The organism is Clostridium sp. NSJ-49, from assembly GCF_014287725.1.
GTDB classification, from domain to species: domain Bacteria; phylum Bacillota; class Clostridia; order Clostridiales; family Clostridiaceae; genus Clostridium; species Clostridium disporicum_B.
Window position 1 is genome coordinate 17,720 of sequence record NZ_JACOOP010000001.1, and the last position, 24,646, is coordinate 42,365.

Consider the following 24,646-nt stretch of genomic DNA (forward strand, 5'->3'; position numbering starts at 1 on the left):
CAATATAATTTAAAATTATTATTACAAATTTGGAGGAAATATATATGGAATTAATAAGTAGAGATGATATTAGAAATATAGCTATAATAGCTCACGTTGACCATGGTAAGACTACATTAGTTGATGCTATGTTTAAGGAAAGTCACGTATTTAGATCTAATGAAAAAGTTGATGAAAGAGTTATGGATTCAAATGATTTAGAAAAAGAAAGAGGTATAACAATCCTTTCTAAAAATACTGCAGTTATGTACAATGGAATAAAGATAAATATTGTAGATACTCCAGGGCATGCTGATTTCGGCGGAGAAGTAGAGCGTGTACTTGATATGGTAGACTCAGTTTTATTAGTAGTAGATTCATATGAAGGACCTATGCCACAAACAAAGTTCGTTTTAAAGAAAGCATTAGAATTAAAATTAAAACCAATCGTTGTTATAAATAAAATAGATAAACCGAATGCAAGACCAGAAGAGGTTATTGATGAAGTATTTGAGTTATTCTTAGAATTAGGTGCAGATGATGAGCAATTAGATTTCCCAATAATATACGCATCAGCAAGAGAAGGTTTTGCTAGATACAATGTTGAAGATACAAATATGGGAATGGAACCATTATTTAAGACTGTTATAGAAAATGTTGAATGTCCAAAAGGATATATTGATGGACCTTTCCAAATGCTTGTAACAAGTTTAGATACTAATGAGTACTTAGGGAAAATTGCTATAGGTAAAATCCACAGAGGAAAAGTAAGAAAAAATCAACAAGTTGCATTAGTAAGAAAAGATGGTACAACTTCTACTTATAAGGTATCAGGTGTATTTGGATATAATGGATTACAAAGAGAAGAGGTTCAAGAAGCATCTTTAGGAGATATAATTGCTTTAAGTGGTGTTGTTGATGCTAATATAGGTGAAACTATAGCAGATTCACAAAATCCAGAAGCTTTACCATACATAGAAATTGATGAGCCAACATTAAACATGAACTTTATGGTAAATGATTCACCATTTGCAGGTAGAGAAGGTGACTTCGTTACATCAAGACATTTAAGAGATAGATTAATGAAAGAGCTTGAAACAAATGTAAGTTTAAGAGTAAATGAGATAACTCCTGATTGCTTCGAAGTTTCAGGAAGAGGAGAATTACACTTATCTATACTTATAGAAACAATGAGAAGAGAAGGATTTGAGCTTCAAGTTTCTAAACCAAACGTTATATTTAAAACTATTGACGGTAAAAAGATGGAACCAATGGAATACTTAACTATAGATGTACCAGAAGAGTTCATGGGACCTGTTATGGAAAAGATGGGACCAAGAAAAGGTGAAATGGTTAATATGACATCAGCTGTAAATGGTTATACTAGATTAGAATTCAATATACCAGCTAGAGGTCTTATCGGATTCAGAAGTGAATTTATGACTGATACAAAAGGTAATGGTATAATGAACCACGTATTTAATGGATATGGTCCATATAAAGGAGATATTCCAACAAGAAGCAGAGGTTCAATAGTTTCATTTGAACAAGGGGAAGCAATTGCTTACGGATTATTTAATGCTCAAGAAAGAGGTAAGTTATTTATAACTCCTGGAACACCAGTATATGAAGGTATGATTGTTGGAGAGTGTTCAAGAGCAGAAGATATAGATATAAATGTATGTAAAGGGAAAAAGTTAACAAATACAAGAGCATCTGGTTCAGATGATGCAGTTAAACTTGTACCAGTTACTCAATTAACATTAGAACAATCATTAGAGTTTATAAATCATGATGAATTAGTTGAAGTTACTCCTGTTAGTGTAAGAATGAGAAAAAGAGCGTTAAATGCTGCTGAAAGAAAGAGATTAATAAGCAGAAGTAAAAAATAATAGCTAAATTTCTTTAAAATTTCATAAAAAAGTATTATAATAGTGAATAGCCTTTAGGGGCTATTTACTTATATATAGGGGGTATTTATGAATTTTAAATCTAAAAGGTTAATTAAGATTGCAATGGTAACAATCTTATGTTTTATTATCGTAGGTATAGTTGCATTTAAATCTGTAATAGATAAACCTTTAAAAATAGTTTCAGATTATCAGGTAACGATAGATGAAGGTGAAAGTTTTTATAGCTTATTAAATGAACTAAAATCAGAAGGCGTTATTAAAAATACAGTAATTATAAAAGCTTACACTAAAATTAATAGACTTAATTTAGATATTATACCTGGTCAGTACATAATGAATAAAGATATGTCTATTAAGGATATTATTGAACTATTAAAAAGAGAATCAGAAGATAGCTACATAAACTTTACAATACCTGAAGGTTTTACAATTGATGACATAGCAGAAAAATTAGAAAATGAGGGTATATGTAAAAGTGACCAGTTTATTAATGCTGTAAAAGAATATCCTCTACCATCATACATAAAAGAAAATAGTGAAAAAAGATATAACCTAGAAGGTTTCTTATTTCCAGATACATATAAATTTGAAAAAGGTATAAAACCAGAAGCGATAGTTCAAACTTTATTGAATAGATTTGATGAGGTTTGGAATGAAATAATAACAAACCTGGGTGTTGAAGTCAATAATGATGATATTGAAAACATAATTACTGTTGCATCAATGGTTGAAAAAGAGGCAAGAGTAGATGAAGAAAGAGCTACTATTGCATCAGTTATATACAATAGAATAAATGAAAATATGACATTGAGTATTGATGCAACTGTATTATATGCTCACGGATATCATAAGGATAAACTTTATTATAAAGATTTAGAGATAGATTCTTTATATAATACATATCTTTACAAAGGATTACCGATTGGACCAATAAGTAATCCAGGAGCACCGTCTATTATTGCAGCATTAAAGCCAGAAGATACAGATTATCTATTTTATGTTTTAGAAAGTGATAATAAGCATTATTTTACAAATAATGATGAAGATTTTATGAAGAAGCAAGAAGAACTTGGATATTAACTAGTAGGAGGAATATAATGAGTGGAATTACCTATGATTACATGGAAGGATATATAAGGTCATTAATACCTGAAAGTGAAGGCAAAATCAAAGAATTAGAAGATTTTGCTGAGGAAAATAAAGTTCCTATAGCACAGAAAGAAACAATAAAATTTCTTGAATTTATGGTAGGGATGAAAAAGCCTTTAAGAATATTAGAGCTTGGTACCGCTATAGGTTATTCTGCTATATTAATGTATGAAGCTGCAGGAACTAATCCACATATAACAACTATTGAGAGAAGCGAGGAAATGATTGGGTTCGCTAAGAAAAATATCGAAAGCTTTGGTTTAGAGAAGAATATAACTATTGAAGCTGGAGAGTGTTTAGATGTTTTAGAAAGACTAGAAGAGCCATATGACCTTATCTTTATGGATGCAGGGAAAGGTCATTATAACCATTTCCTTCCTCACTGTTTAAGACTTTTAAAAGAAGATGGAATTATTATAGCAGATAATGTGTTATTTAGAGGTATGGTTGCATCAGATGATTTAGTTAAACGTAGAAAAATAACTATAGTTAAAAGAATGAGAACATATTTAGAGATGGTTTCAAATGATAAAAATTTAGTAACATCAGTAATACCTATGGGAGATGGAATTGCTATTACTAGAAGGAGGTAAAAAATGAGAAAACCTGAAATACTAGCTCCGGCTGGTAATCTAGAAAAATTAAAAATTGCTGTAGACTATGGTGCAGACGCAGTTTACATAGGTGGAGGAAGGCTTAATCTTAGAGCTTTTTCAAATAATTTTACTACAGAACAAATAATCGAAGGTATAAAATATTGTCATGATAGAGGAAGAAAGTTATATGTAACTTTAAATGTTTTCCCAAGAAATCATGATTTAGAAGGGGCAGAAAGCTATATTAGAGAACTTTATGAAATAGGCGTAGATGCAGTAATTGTTGCAGACCCTTCGCTTGTGGCTATATGTAAAGAAGTAGCACCAGAACTTGAAATCCACTTAAGTACACAAGCTAATACTGTAAACTGGAGAGCTGTTAAGTTTTGGTATGAACTTGGAGTTAAAAGAATTGTTTTAGCAAGAGAGTTAACATTTAAGGAAATAAAGACTATTACATCTTATATGCCTAATGGATGTGATATTGAAGCCTTTGTTCATGGGTCTATGTGTGTAGCATATTCAGGAAGATGCTTAATATCTAATTATATGTTAGGTAGAGATGCGAACAAAGGGATATGCGGTAATGTTTGTAGATATAAATATTATTTAGTTGAAGAAACAAGACCAAATGAATACTATCCTGTGGTAGAAGATGATAATGGAACTTATATAATGAATTCTAAAGATTTATGTATGATCAAACATATACCAGAACTTATTGAAAGTGGAATTTATTCTTTTAAAATAGAAGGAAGAATGAAAAGTGAGTTTTATGTAGCTTCAGTTGTTAAAGCTTATAGAGAAGCTGTTGATTCATATTTAAAAAATCCATATGAATATGAATTTAAAGATGAATGGATGGATATCTTAACAAAAATAAGTCATAGAAAATACCATACAGGATTCTATCTTGGGATAAATGGTGAGGAAAATTATGATGAATCATCATATTTAAGAGATTATGATTTAGTAGGTATGGTAAAGGAATATGATGAAGAAACTGGGGTAGCAACAATACTTCAAAAAAATAGAGTTTTTGAAAATGATGAAGTTGAAGTTCTAAGAGCTGAAGATCCATACTTTAAAGTAACACTAACAGAAATGTTTGATATGGATAAGAACGTAAAGACTGATGTAGCTAATAGAGCACATATGATGTTTAAAGCTAAGGTTAATAAACCACTTAAGAAAAATGATATGCTAGTTAAAGCAAGTAAGAAACTTACTTTGTAGAATCATAGAGGAGGACTATTAATGAGAAGACCTGTGTTAATAGGGATTACTGGGGGAACAGGATCCGGAAAAAGTACTATAGCTGACGCGTTATATTCTACTTTTTCAGAAGATTGTATAGCGATGATACAACAAGATATGTATTATAAAGACCAAAGTCATTTATCAATGGAGGAAAGAGTTAAAACAAATTATGACCATCCAATGGCTTTTGACAATGATTTATTAGTTGAGCATTTAAAGTCACTTATAAATGGTGATTCTATTGAAAAACCAAGTTATGACTTTACTGTACATAATAGAGCAAAAGAAACTACAACAATAGCTCCAAGAGATATTATACTTGTTGAAGGAATTCTTATCTTAGAAGATGAGAGAATAAGAGATTTATTAGACATAAAAGTATATGTAGATACTGATGCTGATATAAGAATATTAAGAAGACTTGTTAGAGATATAAATGAAAGAGGAAGAACTGTTGAGTCAGTTATAGATCAATATTTAACTATGGTTAGACCTATGCATATGCAGTTTACTGAACCAAGTAAAAGATATGCAGATATCATAGTTCCAGAAGGTGGACATAATTATGTGGCTATAGACCTTCTTATGACTAAAATTAAGGATATATTGAAGTAATTGTATAAAACACCTTTTTTTGGATAGAATTTATTCAAAGGGAGGTGTTTTATTTTTGTATAAACATGTTATAGATAAGAGAAGAATAATTTTTATTTTAATTATATATGCATCAGTACTAATTTTATTATCAGTACGATTATATTTTCTTCAAGTACGACCATCTACCCAAGTTCAAGGGGAGTTACAAAATCACCAGATAGAAACATTAGCAGAACTTAATTATAGAATTTTAGATACAAATGGAAAAGATTTATTAAGATATAAGAAAAAATATGTTTTAGTAATTGATTCTAAGCCTTTTCAACTTAATAATTATGAAGAAACACTAGAAGATTTATTAGCATTAAATTTTATTATGAAATCAGAGGATCCTGATTTTAATTATTCAGATATAATAGCTTTAAATGGTAAAACTTATTATGATGAAATAACCGAAGAGACATATAATAAAATTAAAAAGTTAGATAATATTAAGGGTATATATTTATATGTTTATGATATGATAGATCGTGATGAGGGGTGGAGAATAGAAAATTTTATATCTAATATTACTGAAGATAATGCAGTGGAAGGATCATTTCAACGAGAAATATTAGATATAGTTGAGAATAATGAATATCCTTCAATTAGCTTTAATTTAGATCAAAAAGCAAATTACACTGAAAGTGTATTAAATTATGGAGAAAATAATAAAAACTTAAAACTTACAATAAATAAAGAGTGGGAAGAAAAAATAAGAAAAGTAATTCTAGATGATTCTTATAGTTTTTTAGATAATATAGGTGTTGTTTTATTAGAGAGTGAAACAGGAAAAATTAGAGCTATGGTACAAAAGGATGAAAGTAAAGCAAATGTAAACTTGGGAATAGGCACCATAGGATATGAACCAGGTTCAATATTTAAAGTATTAACAGAAGCTATAGGTTTAGATTTAGGAAAGATTTCTTCGTCAAGTACGTTTACTTGTGAAGGTAAAATTTGTACTAAGCTAGGTGAACCATATGCACATGGAACTTTAACAGTAGATGAAGCATTACAAGTATCTTGTAATGATATATTTGCTAAGGTTGGAGAATTAGCAGGCTATGAAAATATGATAAAATACACTGAAAAGTTAGGCTTATATCAAAAGGTATTAGGTCTTTCAGGTGAAAACAAAGAAGAAGCAGCAGGGATTAAAGCCACTTATGAAGATGGAATAAGTAATTTTTCAATAGGACAATGTGTAACAGTTACTCCATTGCAAATAGCTGGAGCTATAAATGCGGTTGTAAATGATGGTATTTATATTAAACCAACAATTATAGATTCAATTATAGATAATGATGATAATGAGGTTGAGCATATTGATATTGAAGGAAATAGAGTATTTAGTGAGACAACAGCAAAAATAGTTCAGGATAGTATGACAAATGTAATTTGGAAAGGTACTGGTTATGAAGCTAAGGTAGAAGGAATAAAACAAGGTGGAAAAACTGGTACTTCTACAGGTGAAGGTGGAAAAACTAATCATGGTTGGTTTGCTGGATACTTTGAAATGGATGGTAAAAAATATACTTTGCTCGTAGTTGCACCTAATATTGGAGATAGTCATCCAGATGGAAGAGAACTTGGTGGAGGTAATACTGGAGCTCCAATCTTTAGGCAAATAATTAATTCTCTGAATTCAAATAATTAAATAAAAATACTATAATAGACGGCTTATTTAAGCCGTCTATTATTTATTCATAAAATTTAAAATTAAATGAAGCAATATTTTTAGAAAACATCATATTATATAATAAGCACTGCTAGGAGGAAAATGGAGTGATATTATTTTCTAATATTATGGAATTCTTTTCTAACAATATTCTTTTAACTGGATATATTTCGGGAAATAATACATTTCCAAAGCCTTTGGACGAAAAGGAAGAGGAGAAGTATTTAGAGTTGTTGAAAGAAGGGGACAAAAGAGCAAAGAGCATTCTTATAGAAAGAAACTTGAGACTTGTAGCTCATATAGTAAAAAAATATTCTTTTCCAAACAAAGATATTGATGAATTAATTTCTATTGGAACAGTGGGTCTAATTAAAGCTATAGATTCTTTTGATGCATCAAAAGGGACAAGATTAGCTACATATGCTTCTAGATGCATAGAAAATGAAATTTTAATGCTATTTAGAAATAATAAAAAGCAGAATAGTGAAACATCATTACAAGACCCTATTGGAGTGGATAAAGAAGGAAATGAAATATGTTTAATAGATGTTTTAAGTAGTGATAAAGACTCTGTTCTTGATAAAGTAGAAGTTAATTTACAGATAAAAGCTTTATATACTAAAATGAGTACAGTATTAACCGATAGGGAATCAGAAATTTTAAAAATGAGATATGGATTGATTGATGGAAGATGTAGAACTCAAAGAGAGATAGCTGGAGATTTGGGAATTTCACGATCTTATGTATCTAGAATTGAGAAAAAAGCTTTAAAGAAGTTAAAAAAAGAATTATCAACTAAATAATACAAAATATTATAAAAAATTAAAATACATTGAATTATTACCATATATTTTATAGAATATATATAACGGCTAGATATTTTAAGCCTATAAGGGGGAGTTATATGTATTTTTTAAAAGAACTATTAGTTAATACATTAGAGTTGGGAGCTTCAGATTTACACTTAACTGTAGCAGTACCTCCTACTGTAAGAAAAAATGGTAAGTTAATTAAAATAGGTAATGAAAATTTATTGCCTGAAGATATAGAGAAATTTGCAAGAGAGATATTAGAAGAGAAATACGAAGAATACCTGGAGATTGGAGAATATGATATATCCTATTCTTTAACAGGAGTAGGAAGATTTAGAGCCAATATATTTAAACAAAGAAATAGTGATGCGATAGCAATAAGAGTAATAGCTTTGAAAATACCGACTCTTGATGAACTTAAATATCCATCGGTATTAAAAGATATTTCAAATAAACAAAGAGGATTGATTTTAGTTACAGGACCAACAGGAAGTGGTAAAAGCACAACTTTAGCAGCTATGATAAATGAAATAAATTCATCAAGACAAGGACATATAATAACTTTAGAAGATCCTATTGAGTACTTACACAAACATAAATCTTGTATAATTAATCAAAGAGAGATTGGAAAGGATAGCAAAAGCTATAAAAATGCTCTTAAAGCGATATTAAGAGAAGATCCAGATGTTATTTTAGTAGGTGAGATGAGAGATCTTGAAACTATTTCTATTGCTATCACAGCAGCTGAGACTGGACATTTAGTTCTTTCAACGCTTCATACAATAGGATCAGCAAAGACTATTGATAGAATAATAGATGTATTTCCTCCATATCAACAACAACAAGTTAAAGTTCAATTGGCGTCAGTTCTGCAAGCGGTAGTATCTCAGCAACTTATAGAGAAGGCTGATGGAAGTGGAAGAACTGCAGCTTTAGAAGTTATGGTTACTACTCCGGGTATTCAAAACCTTATAAGAGAAGGAAAGACTCATCAAATTGAATCTGCGGTTCAAACAGGAAGTAAATACGGAATGAAAACAATGGATATGGCTTTAGCAGATTTATATAAAAGAGGTGAAATAACATCGGAGTCAGCTATTAGTTACGCAGTTGATAGAGAAACGTTAAAAAGGCTTATGATAATTTAAAATTTAAAAAGTAAAATATTAGGAGGGAGTTGTTCCTCCTTTATTTTTTTTGAAATTTTTTGAAAAAATATAAAGGAAATAAATAATGTATGTTGAATAAATTAATTGAGTAGAAAAATATATTCATTTAAATTGTATTTTAGAACTACTTAATGTATTTAATTAAAGAATAGTTTATAGTAATTTTCGTGGAGTTTTTTGTTAAATTGGTAAGATATACTTAAAGTCTGCTAAAACCTACAAAATTCTTCAATAAATATATTTTTTCTATTGTTAAATGTATATAAAATGATGTAAAATTATAATAGGATAAGTTTTAAAAGTTAATATAGGTATAATTTAACTTATGCTGTTGAGTATTTTTATGGAATTATTTAAACTTTACTAATAGAGATTTTTAAAGGAGGAATTGTTTTGTTAGATTTTGAATTAGATATGCAAGAATTAACTAATATAAAGGTCATAGGTTGCGGTGGCGGCGGAGGTAATGCTGTCAATAGAATGGTACTTGAAGGATTAAGAAATGTAGAATTTATTGCTGTTAATACAGATAAACAAGCATTATTGTTATCTCATGCTAATACTAAAATCCAAATTGGAGAAAAGTTAACAAAAGGATTAGGTGCTGGAGCTAATCCTGAAATAGGTAAAAAAGCTGCTGAAGAAAGTAGAGAAGAAATTGCTGAAGCGATTAAAGGCGCTAATATGGTATTTATAACTGCTGGTATGGGCGGAGGAACAGGAACAGGTGCTGCCCCTGTGGTTGCAGAAATAGCTAAGTCTATGGATATACTTACTGTTGGAGTTGTTACTAAACCGTTCCCATTTGAAGGTAAAAGAAGAATGAGACATGCTGAAATGGGAATAGAAAACTTAATGCAAAAAGTTGATACATTAGTTATAATACCTAATGAAAAGTTATTAGCTATGGCAGATAAGAAAACAACATTATTAGATTCATTTAGATTAGCAGATGATGTATTAAGACAAGGGGTACAAGCTATTTCTGACTTAATAACAATTCCTGGTGTGGTAAATGCTGACTTTGCAGATATTGAAACTGTAATGAAGAATAAAGGGTTAGCTCATATGGGTGTTGGATATGGTAAAGGAGATAATAAGGCTCAAGATGCAGTGAGACAAGCAATATCATCACCATTATTAGAAACATCAATTGATGGGGCTACTGGCGTAATAATTAACTTTACAGGTGGAGTTGATTTAGGAGCTATAGAAGTTTATGAAGCTGCTGAAATTGTTAGAGAAGCTGCAGATATGGATGCAAATATTATATTCGGAGCAGTCATTGATGAAACTTTAAATGATGAAATAAGATTAACTGTAATTGCAACAGGTTTTGAAGATGATAATGCTAAATCATCATTAAAAGCTAGCGAGCCAAAAATGGAAATAAAAACACCAATTACTCAAAAAGTAGAGGAAGTTGTTAAAGAAGAAGTCGTTTCAAAGGTGGATCCATTATTAGATATTGACAGAGAAAGTGTTAATATACCAAGTTTCTTAAGATCAAGAAGATAATATAATAAATAAAATGAAGTGTTTAAAAGCTATCAAATTAAGTTTTGGTAGCTTTTTATTTTTATGTAATAAAAATAATGTGCTTTATTGTAAAAAAAATTAGACTAAAAAATTAATATTTGAACTTAATTATGACAAAAAAATAATTAACTTAGAAGTATAATTTTATTAAATGAGGAGGGGTGGTATGGAAATTTATGTAGATGTTATAGTTGTAGAAAATTTTATAATAAACTTATTTTTATTATTGATTACTACCAAGTTATTAAAATATCAATATAGAAATATTAATATTTATCTAGCGGCAATAATAGGAGCCATATATACCCTAGTGTTGTTTATAGATGTTAAAATGTTATCATCTTTAGTATTCAAAATATTAGTTGCTATGTTGATGATTGCAATGGTTATAAGACCAAGAAGAATTACAAATATAATTAAAGGAACTATAGTGTTTTTCATTAATTCTTTTATGTTATGTGGTTTATGTTTTGGACTTGTAATGATGCAAAATACTTATGTATTAGGAGAAGGCTTTAGTATTAACAACTATTCTATTAAGTGGATACTATTATCTATTATGGTATTTTATATAGTTTTAGTAAGGGTTAATGACTACTTGAAAGATAGAGCTACAATTAATAATTTTATATATGATATATATATTAATATTGGTGGAAATATATTAATTTTAAAAGCATTTTTAGATACTGGAAATGAACTTAGAGAAGTAGTAAGTAATTTACCGTGTATAATAATTGAGGATAGGTATTTAAAAGAAATTGATATTAAAGAAAATGATAAATATATAATAAATTATAATACGATAACAGAATGTGGACAACTTGAAGGAATTAAGGGCGATAAGATAATGATAAGGAACAGTTTAAATGATGAGTGGCAAAGAATTGATGCAATAATTTGCAAGAGTCCAATGGTTTTAAGTAAAGACAATGATTATCAAGCGTTATTATCAAGAGGGGTTATATAGGAGGAAGTATGAGAAAAATAATTTTACTATTAAATAAAATTTTATCTAAGTTTAATTTATTTACTAAAAAAGTATTTTATGTGGGTGGAAACGATGCATTACCACCACCATTAAAGAAAGATGAAGAGGAAGAATTAGTTGAAAAATTAATGACCGGTGGGAGTGAAATAAGAGATATATTAATTGAGAGAAACTTGCGACTTGTAGTTTACATAGCAAGAAAATTTGAAAATACAGGTGTAGGTGTAGAAGATTTGATATCAGTTGGAACTATAGGATTAATAAAAGCAGTTAATACTTTTAATCCTGATAAAAAAATAAAATTAGCAACATATGCTTCAAGATGTATTGAAAATGAAATACTTATGTACTTGAGAAGAAACAGTAAAGTGAAAGCTGAAGTATCATTTTATGAACCTCTGAATATAGATTGGGATGGAAATGAATTGTTGTTATCAGATATTTTAGGAACTGAAAATGATACTGTTTACAACTTAATTGAAGATGAGGTTGATAAACAATTATTATTTTTAGCTTTAAAAAATTTAAATGAAAGAGAAAAAGAAATTGTAAAATTAAGATTTGGGTTAGATGGTTATAGAGAGAAGACACAGAAGGAAGTAGCTGATATGCTTGGAATATCTCAGTCATATATTTCTAGACTAGAAAAGAAGATTATAAATAGATTAAAAAAAGAAATCAATAAAATGATATAGTTTGTCTTAGTATAAAAGATACCTCTATCGGAAATAATTAAAAATGCAGTATGTTATTTCTTAAAGAGGAGTTGAAGATTTTGATCATTAACAAGGTTGAAATTTGTGGAGTAAATACTTCGAAGTTACCAGTACTTAAAGAAAAAGAAAAGAGGGAACTCCTTCTAAAGATGAGAGAAGGCGATAAAACTGCTAGGGAAACATTTATTAAAGGAAATTTAAGGTTAGTATTAAGTGTTATACAAAGATTTAATAATAGAGGCGAAAATGTAGATGATTTATTCCAAGTCGGATGCATAGGACTTATGAAGGCTATAGACAATTTTGACCTATCACAAAATGTTAAGTTTTCAACTTATGCAGTTCCGATGATAATAGGAGAAATTAGAAGGTATCTTAGAGATAATAATGCTATAAGAGTCAGTAGATCTTTAAGGGATATAGCATATAAAGCTTTATTAGTTAGAGATAGATTAGTTAAAGATAATAATAAAGAACCAACTATTTCTCAAATTGCAAAGGAACTTAATATCCCTAGAGAAGATGTAGTTTTTGCACTTGATGCAATCCAAGATCCAGTATCATTGTTTGAACCGATTTATCATGACGGTGGTGATGCTATATACGTTATGGATCAAATTAGTGATTCAAAGAATAGTGATGACAGTTGGTTAGAAAATATATCTATTAAAGAGGCTATGAAAAAGTTAAATGATAGAGAAAAATTAATTTTAACATTAAGGTTTTTTAATGGAAGAACTCAAATGGAAGTTGCAGATGAAATAGGCATTTCTCAAGCTCAGGTTTCACGATTAGAAAAAACTGCATTAAAACATATGAGAAAATATATTTAGGACTCTTTTGAGTCCTATTTTTTCGCTATTTTTATAATAAATTTATATTAGTAATCATATAAATAATTAAGTAGAATAGGAGGGGTAATTATGGATGAAGATTTAGTTTTATTTTCAACAAATGCTATAAGAAGTATGGAGGTTATCGATATATCTACAGGTTCTAAGCTAGGGTATGTTAAAGATTTTAGGGTGGATGTAAATGAGCAAAGAGTTATATCACTAACATTACCATCGCCTACTAAAAGTTGGTTTGGAAAAGAAGAAGATATAGAAGTGCCATGGGAAAAAGTGATTAAATTAGGTGTTGATGTTTTATTGATTGATGGAAGTGATATTCAAAGGGAGTTAGAGCAAAATAGAATCTAGCAAATTTTATTAAAAGATAATATAATATAGTAAAGTACATATGAGAAAGGTTTGATAAATATGAAGTGCCCTTTTTGTGGATTTGACGAAAGCAAGGTAGTTGATTCTAGATCTACAGATGATAATACAACTATTAGAAGAAGAAGAGAGTGTGCAAACTGTAGTAAAAGGTATACAACTTATGAAAAAATTGAGGATATTCCAATTTTAGTTATAAAAAGAGATTCAACAAGAGAAAACTTTAATAAAGAAAAAATCGTCAATGGGCTAATTATTGCATGTCAAAAAAGACCTATTTCTAGAAGGCAAATTGAGGATATAGCTGAAGATATTGAAAAGTCTATATCTAATAAAATGCTGACAGAAGTAGAGACAAAGTTGATTGGTGAAATGATAATGGAAAGATTGAAAAAAATAGATGAAGTATCATATGTAAGATTTGCTTCTGTATATAGACAGTTTAAAGATATAAATACATTTTTAGAAGAAATAAAAAATTTAATGACTAAATAATAAAAAATAGACTTTCTCAATTTAGAAAGTCTATTTTTATATTGTTTATGGCAAAGATAATAATTATATATAAATTAAAATTTATATTATCATTTTTACTTAAAGTTAAAATTAAGTAAAAAATATATAATTGAATAGAAAACAAATATAAAAAATGTTAAAATATGCACAAGTATATTAAAAGTGAGGATTTTTATGAAAAAAATAAATATAAATAATTTAAAAGTTTTTAAGGATTTTTTAGTTATTGAAGGGGAGAAGGTTGATGTTGTATTTTCAACAGCTAAGGATTCTAGAAGTTTTAATAGAAATACTGAAGAAGGGCAAAAAAATATAAATTCATTAAAGGAAGATTTTAATGTCAATGAAGTTGTGTATCTTCATCAAATACATAGTGATAATGTATTTGTATTTGAAGGTGATGCAGAAGAATTTAGAGAGTATGAAGGGGATTCTATAATAACAAAAGAAGAAAAAGTTATTATTGGAGCCTTTACAGCAGATTGTGTTCCAGTAATTTTAGTAGATGAAAGAGAAGGTGTCATAGCTGCGATTCATAGTGGTTGGAAGGGAACTTTTAACTCGATAACAAAAAAGACTATTGAAAAAATGATTCAAGAATATGATGTTAAAATAGAGAATATTAAAGTTTATATTGGACCTCATATAAGACAGTGCTGTTATGAGGTATCTGAAGAGTTAAAAGAAAGCTTTTTAAATAAGACTAAAATAAATGAAAATGAGCTATTTAAAGGTAGAAATCTTAGTATGGAGCGTTGTATCTTAGAAGATTTAAGAAATATAAATATTAAAGAAGATAATATTTATACAATTAATCTGTGTACTTATTGTGAAAAAGACATAAAATTATTTTCTTATAGAAAAAGTGTTGGAACGTATGGAAGGTTATTTACTTTTGCTTACAAGAAATAATAAAAGTTCAGGGGGAATACTTAATGGCTAATGAAAAAATATTAGTAGTAGATGATGAAGAACATATTGTAGAACTTATAAAATATAACTTGTTATCTTCAGGGTATGATGTAATAACATGTAATAATGGAATAGATGCAGTTAATTTAGCTATAAATGAAAGACCTAATTTAATACTTTTAGATTTGATGATTCCAGGAAAAGATGGGTATGATGTATGTAAAGAGATAAGAACAAAGAGTGAAGTGAAAAATATATCAATTATTATGCTTACTGCTAAAAGTGAAGAGTTTGATAAAATTTTAGGACTAGAGTTAGGGGCGGATGATTATATAACAAAGCCGTTTTCAGTAAGAGAACTTTTGGCAAGAGTAAAGGCTGTATTAAGAAGAGTAGGTGCTAAAGAAGAACAAAGCGATATTATGGTGTTCGGGGATTTATCTGCAAATTTTGAAAAAAGGGAAATAAGAATAAAGGGTAAAAAAATAGATTTAACATTAAAAGAGTTTGAATTATTAGAAATGTTAATTAAAAATAGAGGTAAAATTTTAAGAAGAGAAATGCTTTTAGATAAGATTTGGGGTTATGAATATATAGGGGAAACTAGAACAGTAGATGTTCATATTAGATATTTAAGAAAGAAAATAGAAGATGATGATAAAAACCCTAAATTTATTGAGACTATAAGAGGAGTAGGGTATAGATTTAACCCAGATCTATAATATATGAAAAAGAGAATTATAATCTCATCTCTTGCAACTGTAATATTTTCTCTAGTATTAGTATGTTTAGCATTTAAAGAATTAATAAATATACAAGAGATAGATAGAACTAAGGGTATTTTATCTGTATATAATGAGTTATTTATTAAAGAAATTAAAGAGAATGATGTTGATTTCAGTAAATTTAGAATAGATAATAATCAAGTTAGATTTACTATAATAGATAGACAAGGTAATGTTTTGTATGACTCAGAAAGTAAGGGATCACTTTCTGATAATCATATTGATAGAGAAGAGATTCATCAGGCTTTTATTAATAATGAGGGTTCAAGCGTAAGGTATAGTAGTACCTCTACAGTTAATCTAGTATATTACGCGACCAAAATAGATGAAAATACTGTAGTTAGAAGTTCTGTGCCAACAAGTGCAATAATGGTATTTTTATCAGGAACTTATAAATATTATATATTTATTATAATTATAGTAGCTATTTTAGCTTTATGGTTATCTGTTAAATTAACAAAGATTATAATATACCCAATAAAGGAATTAGAAGAGGCTACTGCTAAGATTTTGAATGGAGACTTATACAATAGAGCTAAGGTATATAATGATGATGAAATTGGATCTTTAGCAAGAAGTTTTAACAAAATGGCAGATGAATTACAGATTAAGATTAATGATTCTTACGATAAACAAAACAAATTAGAAGCAATATTAGAAAGTATGGATAGTGGAGTTATCGCAATTGATAACTATGGAAAGATAATGCTTATAAATAACTATGCAAAAAATTTATTTGGATTAAAAGGAGAAATAATAGGAGAGAAAATTGAAGAGTGTATTATAGATTATGATTTGTTGCAATTTGTTAAAGATATTCCAGAGATTGACTCTAAAGAAATAAAATTATTTCATCCAGTTCAAAGAGAGTTAAAGGTGAAAAAAGCTCCTATAATTAATGGTAATGTAAATACTATAGGTATAGTTATAACTTTGGCTGATATAACAGATATAAAAAGATTAGAGAACATGAGAAGTCAATTTGTAGCAAATGTTTCTCATGAACTAAAAACTCCATTAACATCTATAAAAGGTTTTTCAGAAACTTTAAAGTATGTTGATGATAATAAAACTAGAAAGAAATTTTTAGATATTATAAATAAAGAAGCTGATAGATTAAGTAGACTAATTAATGATATATTAATTTTATCTAATATTGAAAATATGAAAGTAACTAGAATGGAAAAATTTAAGCCGATGGATGTAGTACAAGAGGTTATAGATGTAATAAGTACTGAAGCTAGCTCTAAAGGCATAGAAGTTAAGTTAGTTGATGAATATAATGGGGACTTAAGTGGGAATAGAGATAAATTCTATCAGTTAAGTATGAATCTTATTGATAATGCAGTGAAATATTCAAAAGAGAATGGGAAGGTAAAAGTTAAGCTTTTAGAAAAGAATAATTATCTTATAATGGAAGTAGAAGATAATGGGGTTGGTATACCAAAGGAAGACTTACCGAGAATATTCGAAAGATTTTACAGAGTTGATAAATCAAGATCCAGTAAAGGTACTGGATTAGGGCTCGCTATTGTAAAACATATTGTAAAACTATTTAATGGCGAAGTAGATGTTTATTCAGAATTAGGAGAAGGTACAAAGTTTATAGTTAAAATTAGAAAATAATTAAAAGAGTTTATGGCTTTACACGCCAATAAACTCTTTTAATTTTTTTTATATTATTACAATTAACAGCAACTTAACATTCTTATAATACTCTTTAACAATAGCATAATATTCCTTTAACGTTAAGATATTATTATTGTTATTGTAAGGTAATAAATTGATAAATCGAACAAATTAAATGAAGTGGATTTGGAGGAAAATTTATGAAGAGTAAAAAGTTAAAATTGATGGTAGGTGCTTTAGTAGTAATGATGATGGGAGCAACTTTAACAGGTTGTGGAGGAAATAATGGACAAAGCGGAGATGCTGGAACGGAAACTCAAACAACTATTTCAATTTCGGGATCTACTTCTGTTGGGCCATTAATGTTAAAAGTTCAAGAAAGATATGAAGCTGCAAATGAAGGCATAACATTAGAAGTTCAAGAAAATGGTTCAGGTGCAGGGATTAAAGATGTTATAAATGGTGTTTCAGAAATTGGAATGTCTTCAAGAGAATTAAAGAGTGAAGAAGCTTCACAAGTGGATGGAACAGTAATTGCTCATGATGGTATTGCATTGCTAGTAAATCCATCAAATAAAGTAGAAAACATAACTTTAGAACAAATTAAAGGAATTTATACAGGAACAATAACTAACTGGAAAGAGTTAGGCGGATCTGATTCTCCAATAGTTGTTATAAGTAGAGAAGAAGGCTCAGGAACAAGAGATGCCTTCCAAGAAATAGTTGGTTATAAATCAGAGGAATTAATAAAAGATGCTTCAATTGCAGATGGAAGTGGAGCTGTTAAAACTACAGTTGCAGGGAATGAAAATGCAATAGGATTTGCTTCTTTTGAATATATAGATGATAGTGTAAATGCTTTAAAAGTAAATGATGTTGAAGCAACACCAGATAACGTAAAGGCAGGAGAATATAAGTTATCAAGACCTTTCTTATTAGTAACTAAGAAAGATACTTTAACTGAAGCTGGAGCAGCTTTAATTGAATATGTTTTAAGTTCAGAAGGTCAACAAATTGTTAAAGATAACAAATTAATAACTTTAGAATAATAATTAATATTTGAGTAAGAATGCCTCAATGCTTGAGGCGTTTTTACTACATAAAATCAAGGATATTTATTACCATTAGGAGGACTAAAATGGTAGAGGGAAATATAAAGAGTAATACGAGTAAATATATTGTTGATAAGATTACTAGAGTGATATTCTTAATATGTGCACTTGTTGCAGTGGTAAGTTTAATTTTAATTATAGGATTCGTATTTATGAAGGGATTAAAGCCTTTTGTTACAGGAGATAAATCTTTTATAGAATTTATATTTGGTACTGATTGGTACCCTACATCAGAAGTGCCTAAATACGGTATATTACCGATGATAATTGCTTCAATATATGGTACTGTAGGAGCTTTAATTATAGGGGTTCCAATTGGATTACTAACAGCTATATTTATAGCTGAAGTTGCACCAAAAGGAGTATCAAAATTTATGATTCCAGCAGTTGAACTTTTAGCTGGAATACCATCTGTGTTATATGGATTATTTGGTTTGGCAATAATTGTTCCATGGATACAAAGAACTTTTAATTTAGCGCAAGGACAAAGTTTATTTGCAGTAATTATTGTACTAGCTGTAATGATGTTACCAACAATAATTTCAGTTTCAACCACTGCGATAAAAGCAGTTCCTAAAAGTTATAAAGAGGGTTCGTTAGCATTAGGAGCTTCACATATAGAGACAACTTTTAAAGTGGTTGTGCCTGCAGCAAAGTCAGGTATATTAGCAGCAATAGTTCTTGGAAGTGGAAGAGCTATTGGAGAGACGATGGCTATAATTTTAGTGGCAGGTAATTCAGTACAAATACCAACATCTATTTTTGATAAGGTAAGACCACTTACTAGTAATATAGCGTTGGAAATGGGATATGCATCACAAGCACATCAAGAATTATTATTTGCAACTGGGGTCGTGTTGTTTGCATTTATTTTAATATTAAATTTAGTTATTTCAAAACTTTCTAGTAAGGAAGGTAAATAAAAATGAGAAAATTCAAAGAGAGTATTTTAAAAGTATTATTATATTTATCAGCTGTAATAACTGTTAGCATATTAGTTTTCATACTTGGATTTATATTTATAAAAGGATATAAAATAATTAATTTTAATTATTTATTTAGTGAATATAAACCTTCTGGTGGTGGAGGAATAAAACCATTTATTATATCTACGTTGTATACAGTTGCTTTATCACTTGCAATAGCTACACCTATAGGAGTTCTTTCTGCGGTATATTTACAAGAATATGCTAAGCAAGGAAAGATGGTAAAGATTATAAGGTACTCAACAGAAGCTTTGGCAGGGATACCCTCTATAGTATATGGATTATTCGGAGCAGCATTTTTTGTGGCTGCATTAAATTTTGGATATTCACTTATTGCAGGTTCATTGACTTTATCTATAATTATATTACCTGTAATAATACGTACTACAGAGGAGGCATTGAAAGTTGTTCCATCATCATATAGAGAGGCTTCTTTAGGACTTGGAGCTACTAAGTTTCAAACTTTGTATAAAGTTATTCTCCCAAGTGCAACACCAGGAATACTTTCAGGAGTAATATTATCAATGGGACGTGTAATAGGAGAGTCGGCTGCGTTATTTTTAACAGCAGGTACAGTATATAAAATACCGAAGAGTATTATGTCTAGCGGAAGAACATTGACGGTTCATGCCTTTTTAGAAACAAAAGAAAAAGGTGATATTGCATCTGCAGCTGCTGCTGGAATAGTTTTGATAGTAATGATTTTAATATTAAATATTATAGCTAAGTTAATAAGCAAGAAATTAAATAAGGCCGAGTATTAATTAAATTTAAATAGTGAGTATTATACAATTTTAAGAGGTGTAAGTATGTCAAATATAATAACGCCTGAAATTCAGGTGAAAAATTTAGATTTGTTTTATGGAGATAATCAAGCTCTGAAGAATATTAATATAGATATAGAAAAAAACAAGGTTACAGCATTAATAGGACCATCAGGATGTGGTAAATCGACTTTTTTAAGAACTTTAAATAGAATGAATGATCTTATTGCAGGAGTGAAGATAGATGGTGAAATTCTAGTTGATGGTAAAGATATATATAAAGATTTTGATGAAATAGATTTAAGAAAGAAAGTAGGAATGGTATTTCAAAAGCCGAACCCATTTCCAATGTCTATATATGACAATATAGCATATGGTCCGAGAGTTCATGGGGTTAAAGATAAAAAGACTTTAGACCAAATAGTTGAAAAAAGTTTAAAAGGTGCTGCATTATGGGATGAAGTTAAGGATAGACTCAAAAAAAGTGCTTTAGGTTTATCAGGTGGGCAACAACAAAGACTTTGTATTGCAAGAACTATTGCAGTATCACCTGAAATAATATTAATGGATGAACCCACATCGGCTCTAGACCCTATATCTACAAATAAAATGGAAGAGCTAATGGATCAACTAAAAAAAGATTATACCGTTGTTATAGTTACACATAACATGCAACAAGCAGGAAGAATTGCAGATAAAACTGCATTCTTTTTATCCGGTGAACTTATAGAATATGGAAAAACAGAAGATATTTTTTATAGACCACAAGATAAGAGAACAGAGGATTATATATCAGGAAGATTCGGCTAAAATTTAAAAGGGAGTGAGATTATGACAAGAACTGTTCTAGATAATAGAATGAAAGTACTAATTTCTGAATTGGCAGAAATGGGAAGTTTGGTAGAAAAACAATTATATGATAGTATTGAAGCTTTTAAAAATAGAGATATGGATCTTGTAGAAAATGTAATGAAAAATGATGATAAGGTAGATGAACTAAATAAAAAAATTGAAGAGCAATGTTTGAAGTTTATGGCTATGGAATCTCCTGTTGCTACAGATTTAAGAAAAATTTTTACGACATCTAAAATTGTTACAGATTTAGAAAGAATGGGAGATTATGCAGTAGACATATGTAAAATAACTAAAAGGGTTGAGTTAGAACCAATAGGTGAAGAGTGTGATTCAATATGGGAGATGGTTGATATTCTAATTAAAATGATTGGAAAATCAATTGAAGCATTTGTGGATGGAAATGTTGAAGAAGCTTATGAGATATGTAAAATGGATGATAAAGTTGATATATTGTATCGTGGGCTATTCAATGAAATGTTAAAGAAGATGGCTAAAGATGAAACTATGATAAATAGAGGAGCACAAATTTTATTTGCATCAAAATACCTAGAAAGAGTTGGGGATCACGTAACAAATATTTGCGAGTGGATAATTTTTTCTAAAAAAGGTGATTATGTAGATTTAAATGAGTAATAATAAAGAATATGAGAACTTCTCATATTCTTTATTTTATTGTGAAAATGTGGCTTAGAATAATCTCTTTTGTTGACTGAAGATAATTATTAGGTTAATATATCATAGAGATGATAGGTTATTATAGGAGTGACGTTATGAGGAATGTAGTAACAAATGTAATACCTTATAGTATTGCTGAAGAGGTTGGCATCGAAGTTAATGATATTTTATTATCAGTAAATGGAGAAAAAATAACAGACATTATTGATTATAGATTTTTAACAGCAGATGAAGAGTTAGTTTTAGAAATGGAGAAGTCTAATGGAGAAGTTTGGGAATACGAAATCGAGAAGGATTACGGCGAAGAACTTGGATTAGAATTTGGCGGCGGAATAATGGATAAAGCAAAAAGGTGTAGTAATAAGTGCATGTTTTGCTTTATAGATCAGAATCCTAAAGGAATGAGAGAAACCTTATACTTTAAAGATGATGATTCAAGACTATCTTTTCTTCAAGGAAATTTTGTAACACTAACAAATATGAAAGATGAAGACATCGATAGAATTATTAGATATAGGATTAGTCCTATAAATATTTCTGTACATACTACAAATCCAGAGTTAAGAGTTAAGATGCTTGGTAATAGATTTGCAGGGCAAGTATATGATAGAATGAAAAAGTTAGCAGATGCGGGTATTGAAATGCATTGCCAAATAGTTCTTATTCCAGAAGTAAATAATAAGGAAGAGCTAAAGAAAACTATAAATGATTTATATAGCCTGTATCCATCAGTAGCTAATGTTGCAGTAGTACCAATAGGCGTTACTAAGTTTAGAGATGGACTAGTGAAGGTAAAAACATTTGATAAAGAATTAGCCAGAGAAGAATTAGAAATGGTTATGAAATTCCAAGAAAAATTTATGAATGAAATTGGAGATCCTTTTATAAGAATGTCTGATGAATTTTATATTGTATCAGGAATAGATGTACCTGAAGAGGAATTTTATAAAGGGTATGAACAAATTGAAGATGGAGTTGGAATGATTAGATGCTTTAGAGAAGCAATTAATTATGGAGTGCAAAATCTAAGAAAAGATATTAGCGGTACATTTACTATAGCTACTGGAAAACTTGCATTTAATGAAGTTATGAATGGTGCTAAGAAGATAATGAAAGCTAATGAAAATATAAAAATTGATGTATTTGAAATAATAAATCATTTTTATGGTGAATCTATAACAGTTACAGGTCTTTTAACTGGTAAAGATATAATAAGTCAATTAAAGGGTAGAATTAAAAGTGAATATTTAATTATGTCTAGTAATATGTTCAGAAAAGGATATGAGTTAGCGCCTGCTGATTATATAATGCTAGATGATGTGAGAGTAGAGGATATAGAAAAAGAATTAGGAGTTAAGGTTCTTGTTGCTGACCACACAGGAGAAGACTTAATAGATATTATAAACGATGTATGTCAGGAGGAAAAATAATGGGAAAACCAATAGTAGCTATAGTTGGAAGACCAAATGTAGGAAAATCAACATTATTTAATAAATTAGCAGGGAAAAGAATCTCTATTGTACAAGATACTCCAGGAGTAACTAGAGATAGAGTTTATGCAGAAGCAGAGTGGTTAAATCATGTATTTACAATGATAGATACAGGTGGGATTGAGCCAGAAAATCAAGATATTATTGTAAAACAAATGAGAAGACAAGCGAATATTGCTATAGAAACAGCTGATGTTATAATGTTTGTTGTTGATGGTAAAGAAGGATTAACAGCGGCTGATAATGAAGTTGCAACTATGCTTAGAAAGTCTAAGAAACCAGTTGTATTAGTTGTTAACAAGATAGATAACTTAAAAGATGAAGAAAATGCTTGGGAATTTTATAACTTAGGGATAGGTGATCCAGTAGCTATATCTGCAGGTCAAGGAAAAGGACTTGGAGATATGCTTGATATGGTTGTAAGTCACTTTGATTCAATAGGTGAAGCAGATGAAGAAGAAGAAGATATAAAAATAGCTATGATAGGTAAGCCTAATGTAGGTAAGTCTTCATTAATAAATAGATTATTAGGTGAGGATAGACTAATAGTTTCTGAGATAGCTGGAACTACAAGAGATGCAATAGATAGTAAAATAGAAACTGATTTTGGAAAGTTTACTTTAATAGATACTGCTGGTCTTAGAAGAAAAAGTAAGGTAAAAGAAGAGATTGAAAGATATTCAGTTATAAGAACTCTTACAGCAATTGAAAGAGCTGATGTATGTATACTTATGATAGATGCTACAGAAGGTGTTACAGACCAAGATGAAAAGATAATAGGATTTGCTCATGAGTTAAACAAAGCTATAATGGTAGTTGTAAATAAGTGGGATCTTATTGAAAAAGATGGTAAGACTATGGATGTATATAAGAAAGACTTACAATCAAATTTAAAATTTATAAGTTATGCTAAGTATCTATTTATATCTGCATTAACAGGGCAAAGAGCGCATAAAGTTTTAGAAGTAGCTAAAGAATGTTATGATAATTACAGTAAGAGAGTTGGGACTGGTGTATTAAATGATGTAATTAGTAAAGCAATATTAATGAAAGAGCCACCAGTAGTAGCATTAAAAAGACTTAAGATTTATTATGCAACACAAGTTGCTACAAAACCACCAAAGTTTGTATTCTTTGTTAATGATACAAATGCGAGACATTTCTCTTATGAAAGATATTTAGAAAATCAATTAAGAGATAGTTTCGATTTTAGTGGTACAGGAATTCAAATAGAGTATAGAGAAAGAAAGGAATAATCTAT

Annotated in this window: 24 protein-coding genes; all 24 read left to right on the forward strand. The window is 29.2% G+C overall.

Going from position 1 to position 24,646, the window contains the following annotated elements; translation table 11 throughout:
- Positions 1–44 precede the first annotated feature (44 nt).
- The 24 genes from typA (at position 45) to der (ending at position 24,641) form a co-directional block, all read left to right on the forward strand.
- Positions 45–1,871: a translational GTPase TypA gene (gene typA / locus H8S10_RS00085; protein ID WP_055263173.1), complete on the forward strand. Its 1,827-nt coding sequence runs from the start codon at positions 45–47 to the stop codon at positions 1,869–1,871.
- Positions 1,872–1,958: 87 nt separating this feature from the next.
- Positions 1,959–2,972 carry an endolytic transglycosylase MltG gene (gene mltG / locus H8S10_RS00090; protein ID WP_055263175.1) on the forward strand — a complete coding sequence of 338 codons (1,014 nt, stop codon included), beginning with the start codon at positions 1,959–1,961 and terminating at the stop codon, positions 2,970–2,972.
- A 17-nt stretch (positions 2,973–2,989) separates the two neighbouring features.
- Positions 2,990–3,634 carry an O-methyltransferase gene (locus H8S10_RS00095; RefSeq protein ID WP_186837548.1) on the forward strand — a complete coding sequence of 215 codons (645 nt, stop codon included), beginning with the start codon at positions 2,990–2,992 and terminating at the stop codon, positions 3,632–3,634.
- Between the two features lie 3 nt (positions 3,635–3,637).
- Positions 3,638–4,873 carry a U32 family peptidase gene (locus tag H8S10_RS00100; protein ID WP_055263179.1) on the forward strand — a complete coding sequence of 412 codons (1,236 nt, stop codon included), beginning with the start codon at positions 3,638–3,640 and terminating at the stop codon, positions 4,871–4,873.
- Between the two features lie 21 nt (positions 4,874–4,894).
- Positions 4,895–5,512: a uridine kinase gene (gene udk, locus H8S10_RS00105; RefSeq protein ID WP_055263181.1), complete on the forward strand. Its 618-nt coding sequence runs from the start codon at positions 4,895–4,897 to the stop codon at positions 5,510–5,512.
- Positions 5,513–5,567: 55 nt separating this feature from the next.
- On the forward strand, positions 5,568–7,193 hold the full coding sequence (locus H8S10_RS00110) for a penicillin-binding transpeptidase domain-containing protein (RefSeq protein WP_084758924.1): 1,626 nt from the start codon (positions 5,568–5,570) through the stop codon (positions 7,191–7,193).
- Between the two features lie 128 nt (positions 7,194–7,321).
- Positions 7,322–8,017, forward strand: a complete 696-nt coding sequence (sigK, locus tag H8S10_RS00115) for an RNA polymerase sporulation sigma factor SigK (RefSeq protein WP_055263183.1) — start codon at positions 7,322–7,324, stop codon at positions 8,015–8,017.
- Between the two features lie 101 nt (positions 8,018–8,118).
- Positions 8,119–9,174: a type IV pilus twitching motility protein PilT gene (locus H8S10_RS00120; RefSeq protein ID WP_055263185.1), complete on the forward strand. Its 1,056-nt coding sequence runs from the start codon at positions 8,119–8,121 to the stop codon at positions 9,172–9,174.
- 414 nt (positions 9,175–9,588) lie between these two features.
- Positions 9,589–10,713 (forward strand): cell division protein FtsZ, encoded by a 1,125-nt coding sequence (gene ftsZ / locus H8S10_RS00125; RefSeq protein WP_055263187.1) that lies wholly within the window; start codon positions 9,589–9,591, stop codon positions 10,711–10,713.
- 187 nt (positions 10,714–10,900) lie between these two features.
- Positions 10,901–11,704: a sigma-E processing peptidase SpoIIGA gene (locus H8S10_RS00130; protein WP_186837549.1), complete on the forward strand. Its 804-nt coding sequence runs from the start codon at positions 10,901–10,903 to the stop codon at positions 11,702–11,704.
- A gap of 8 nt (positions 11,705–11,712) precedes the next feature.
- Entirely contained in the window at positions 11,713–12,420 is a 708-nt protein-coding gene (sigE, locus tag H8S10_RS00135) for an RNA polymerase sporulation sigma factor SigE (RefSeq protein WP_186837550.1), read from the forward strand.
- 80 nt (positions 12,421–12,500) lie between these two features.
- The gene (sigG, locus tag H8S10_RS00140; protein ID WP_055263193.1) at positions 12,501–13,274 is read left to right on the forward strand and encodes an RNA polymerase sporulation sigma factor SigG; all 774 of its coding nucleotides are present in this window, start codon (positions 12,501–12,503) and stop codon (positions 13,272–13,274) included.
- Between the two features lie 90 nt (positions 13,275–13,364).
- On the forward strand, positions 13,365–13,643 hold the full coding sequence (locus tag H8S10_RS00145; RefSeq protein WP_055263195.1) for a YlmC/YmxH family sporulation protein: 279 nt from the start codon (positions 13,365–13,367) through the stop codon (positions 13,641–13,643).
- A 60-nt stretch (positions 13,644–13,703) separates the two neighbouring features.
- Positions 13,704–14,156, forward strand: a complete 453-nt coding sequence (gene nrdR / locus H8S10_RS00150) for a transcriptional regulator NrdR (protein ID WP_055263197.1) — start codon at positions 13,704–13,706, stop codon at positions 14,154–14,156.
- A 195-nt stretch (positions 14,157–14,351) separates the two neighbouring features.
- Positions 14,352–15,089: a peptidoglycan editing factor PgeF gene (gene pgeF / locus H8S10_RS00155; protein WP_055263199.1), complete on the forward strand. Its 738-nt coding sequence runs from the start codon at positions 14,352–14,354 to the stop codon at positions 15,087–15,089.
- 23 nt (positions 15,090–15,112) lie between these two features.
- Positions 15,113–15,811, forward strand: a complete 699-nt coding sequence (locus H8S10_RS00160) for a response regulator transcription factor (RefSeq protein WP_186837551.1) — start codon at positions 15,113–15,115, stop codon at positions 15,809–15,811.
- Between the two features lie 3 nt (positions 15,812–15,814).
- Positions 15,815–17,500, forward strand: coding sequence for an ATP-binding protein (locus H8S10_RS00165; protein ID WP_186837552.1), 1,686 nt, complete (start codon positions 15,815–15,817; stop codon positions 17,498–17,500).
- A 203-nt stretch (positions 17,501–17,703) separates the two neighbouring features.
- Complete coding sequence (locus tag H8S10_RS00170) at positions 17,704–18,552, forward strand: phosphate ABC transporter substrate-binding protein (protein WP_055263205.1); 849 nt, start codon at positions 17,704–17,706, stop codon at positions 18,550–18,552.
- A gap of 89 nt (positions 18,553–18,641) precedes the next feature.
- Entirely contained in the window at positions 18,642–19,538 is an 897-nt protein-coding gene (gene pstC / locus H8S10_RS00175; protein ID WP_186837553.1) for a phosphate ABC transporter permease subunit PstC, read from the forward strand.
- Positions 19,539–19,540: 2 nt separating this feature from the next.
- Positions 19,541–20,365 (forward strand): phosphate ABC transporter permease PstA, encoded by an 825-nt coding sequence (pstA, locus tag H8S10_RS00180; RefSeq protein ID WP_186837554.1) that lies wholly within the window; start codon positions 19,541–19,543, stop codon positions 20,363–20,365.
- Positions 20,366–20,410: 45 nt separating this feature from the next.
- A complete protein-coding gene (gene pstB / locus H8S10_RS00185) occupies positions 20,411–21,175 on the forward strand; it encodes a phosphate ABC transporter ATP-binding protein PstB (RefSeq protein ID WP_186837555.1) in 765 nt (254 codons plus the stop codon).
- 21 nt (positions 21,176–21,196) lie between these two features.
- On the forward strand, positions 21,197–21,853 hold the full coding sequence (phoU, locus tag H8S10_RS00190) for a phosphate signaling complex protein PhoU (RefSeq protein ID WP_055263213.1): 657 nt from the start codon (positions 21,197–21,199) through the stop codon (positions 21,851–21,853).
- A gap of 137 nt (positions 21,854–21,990) precedes the next feature.
- A complete protein-coding gene (locus H8S10_RS00195; RefSeq protein ID WP_055263215.1) occupies positions 21,991–23,325 on the forward strand; it encodes a DUF512 domain-containing protein in 1,335 nt (444 codons plus the stop codon).
- A complete protein-coding gene (gene der, locus H8S10_RS00200) occupies positions 23,325–24,641 on the forward strand; it encodes a ribosome biogenesis GTPase Der (RefSeq protein WP_055263217.1) in 1,317 nt (438 codons plus the stop codon). The genes H8S10_RS00195 and der overlap by 1 nt, the downstream gene beginning before the upstream one ends.
- Positions 24,642–24,646: the final 5 nt, after the last annotated feature.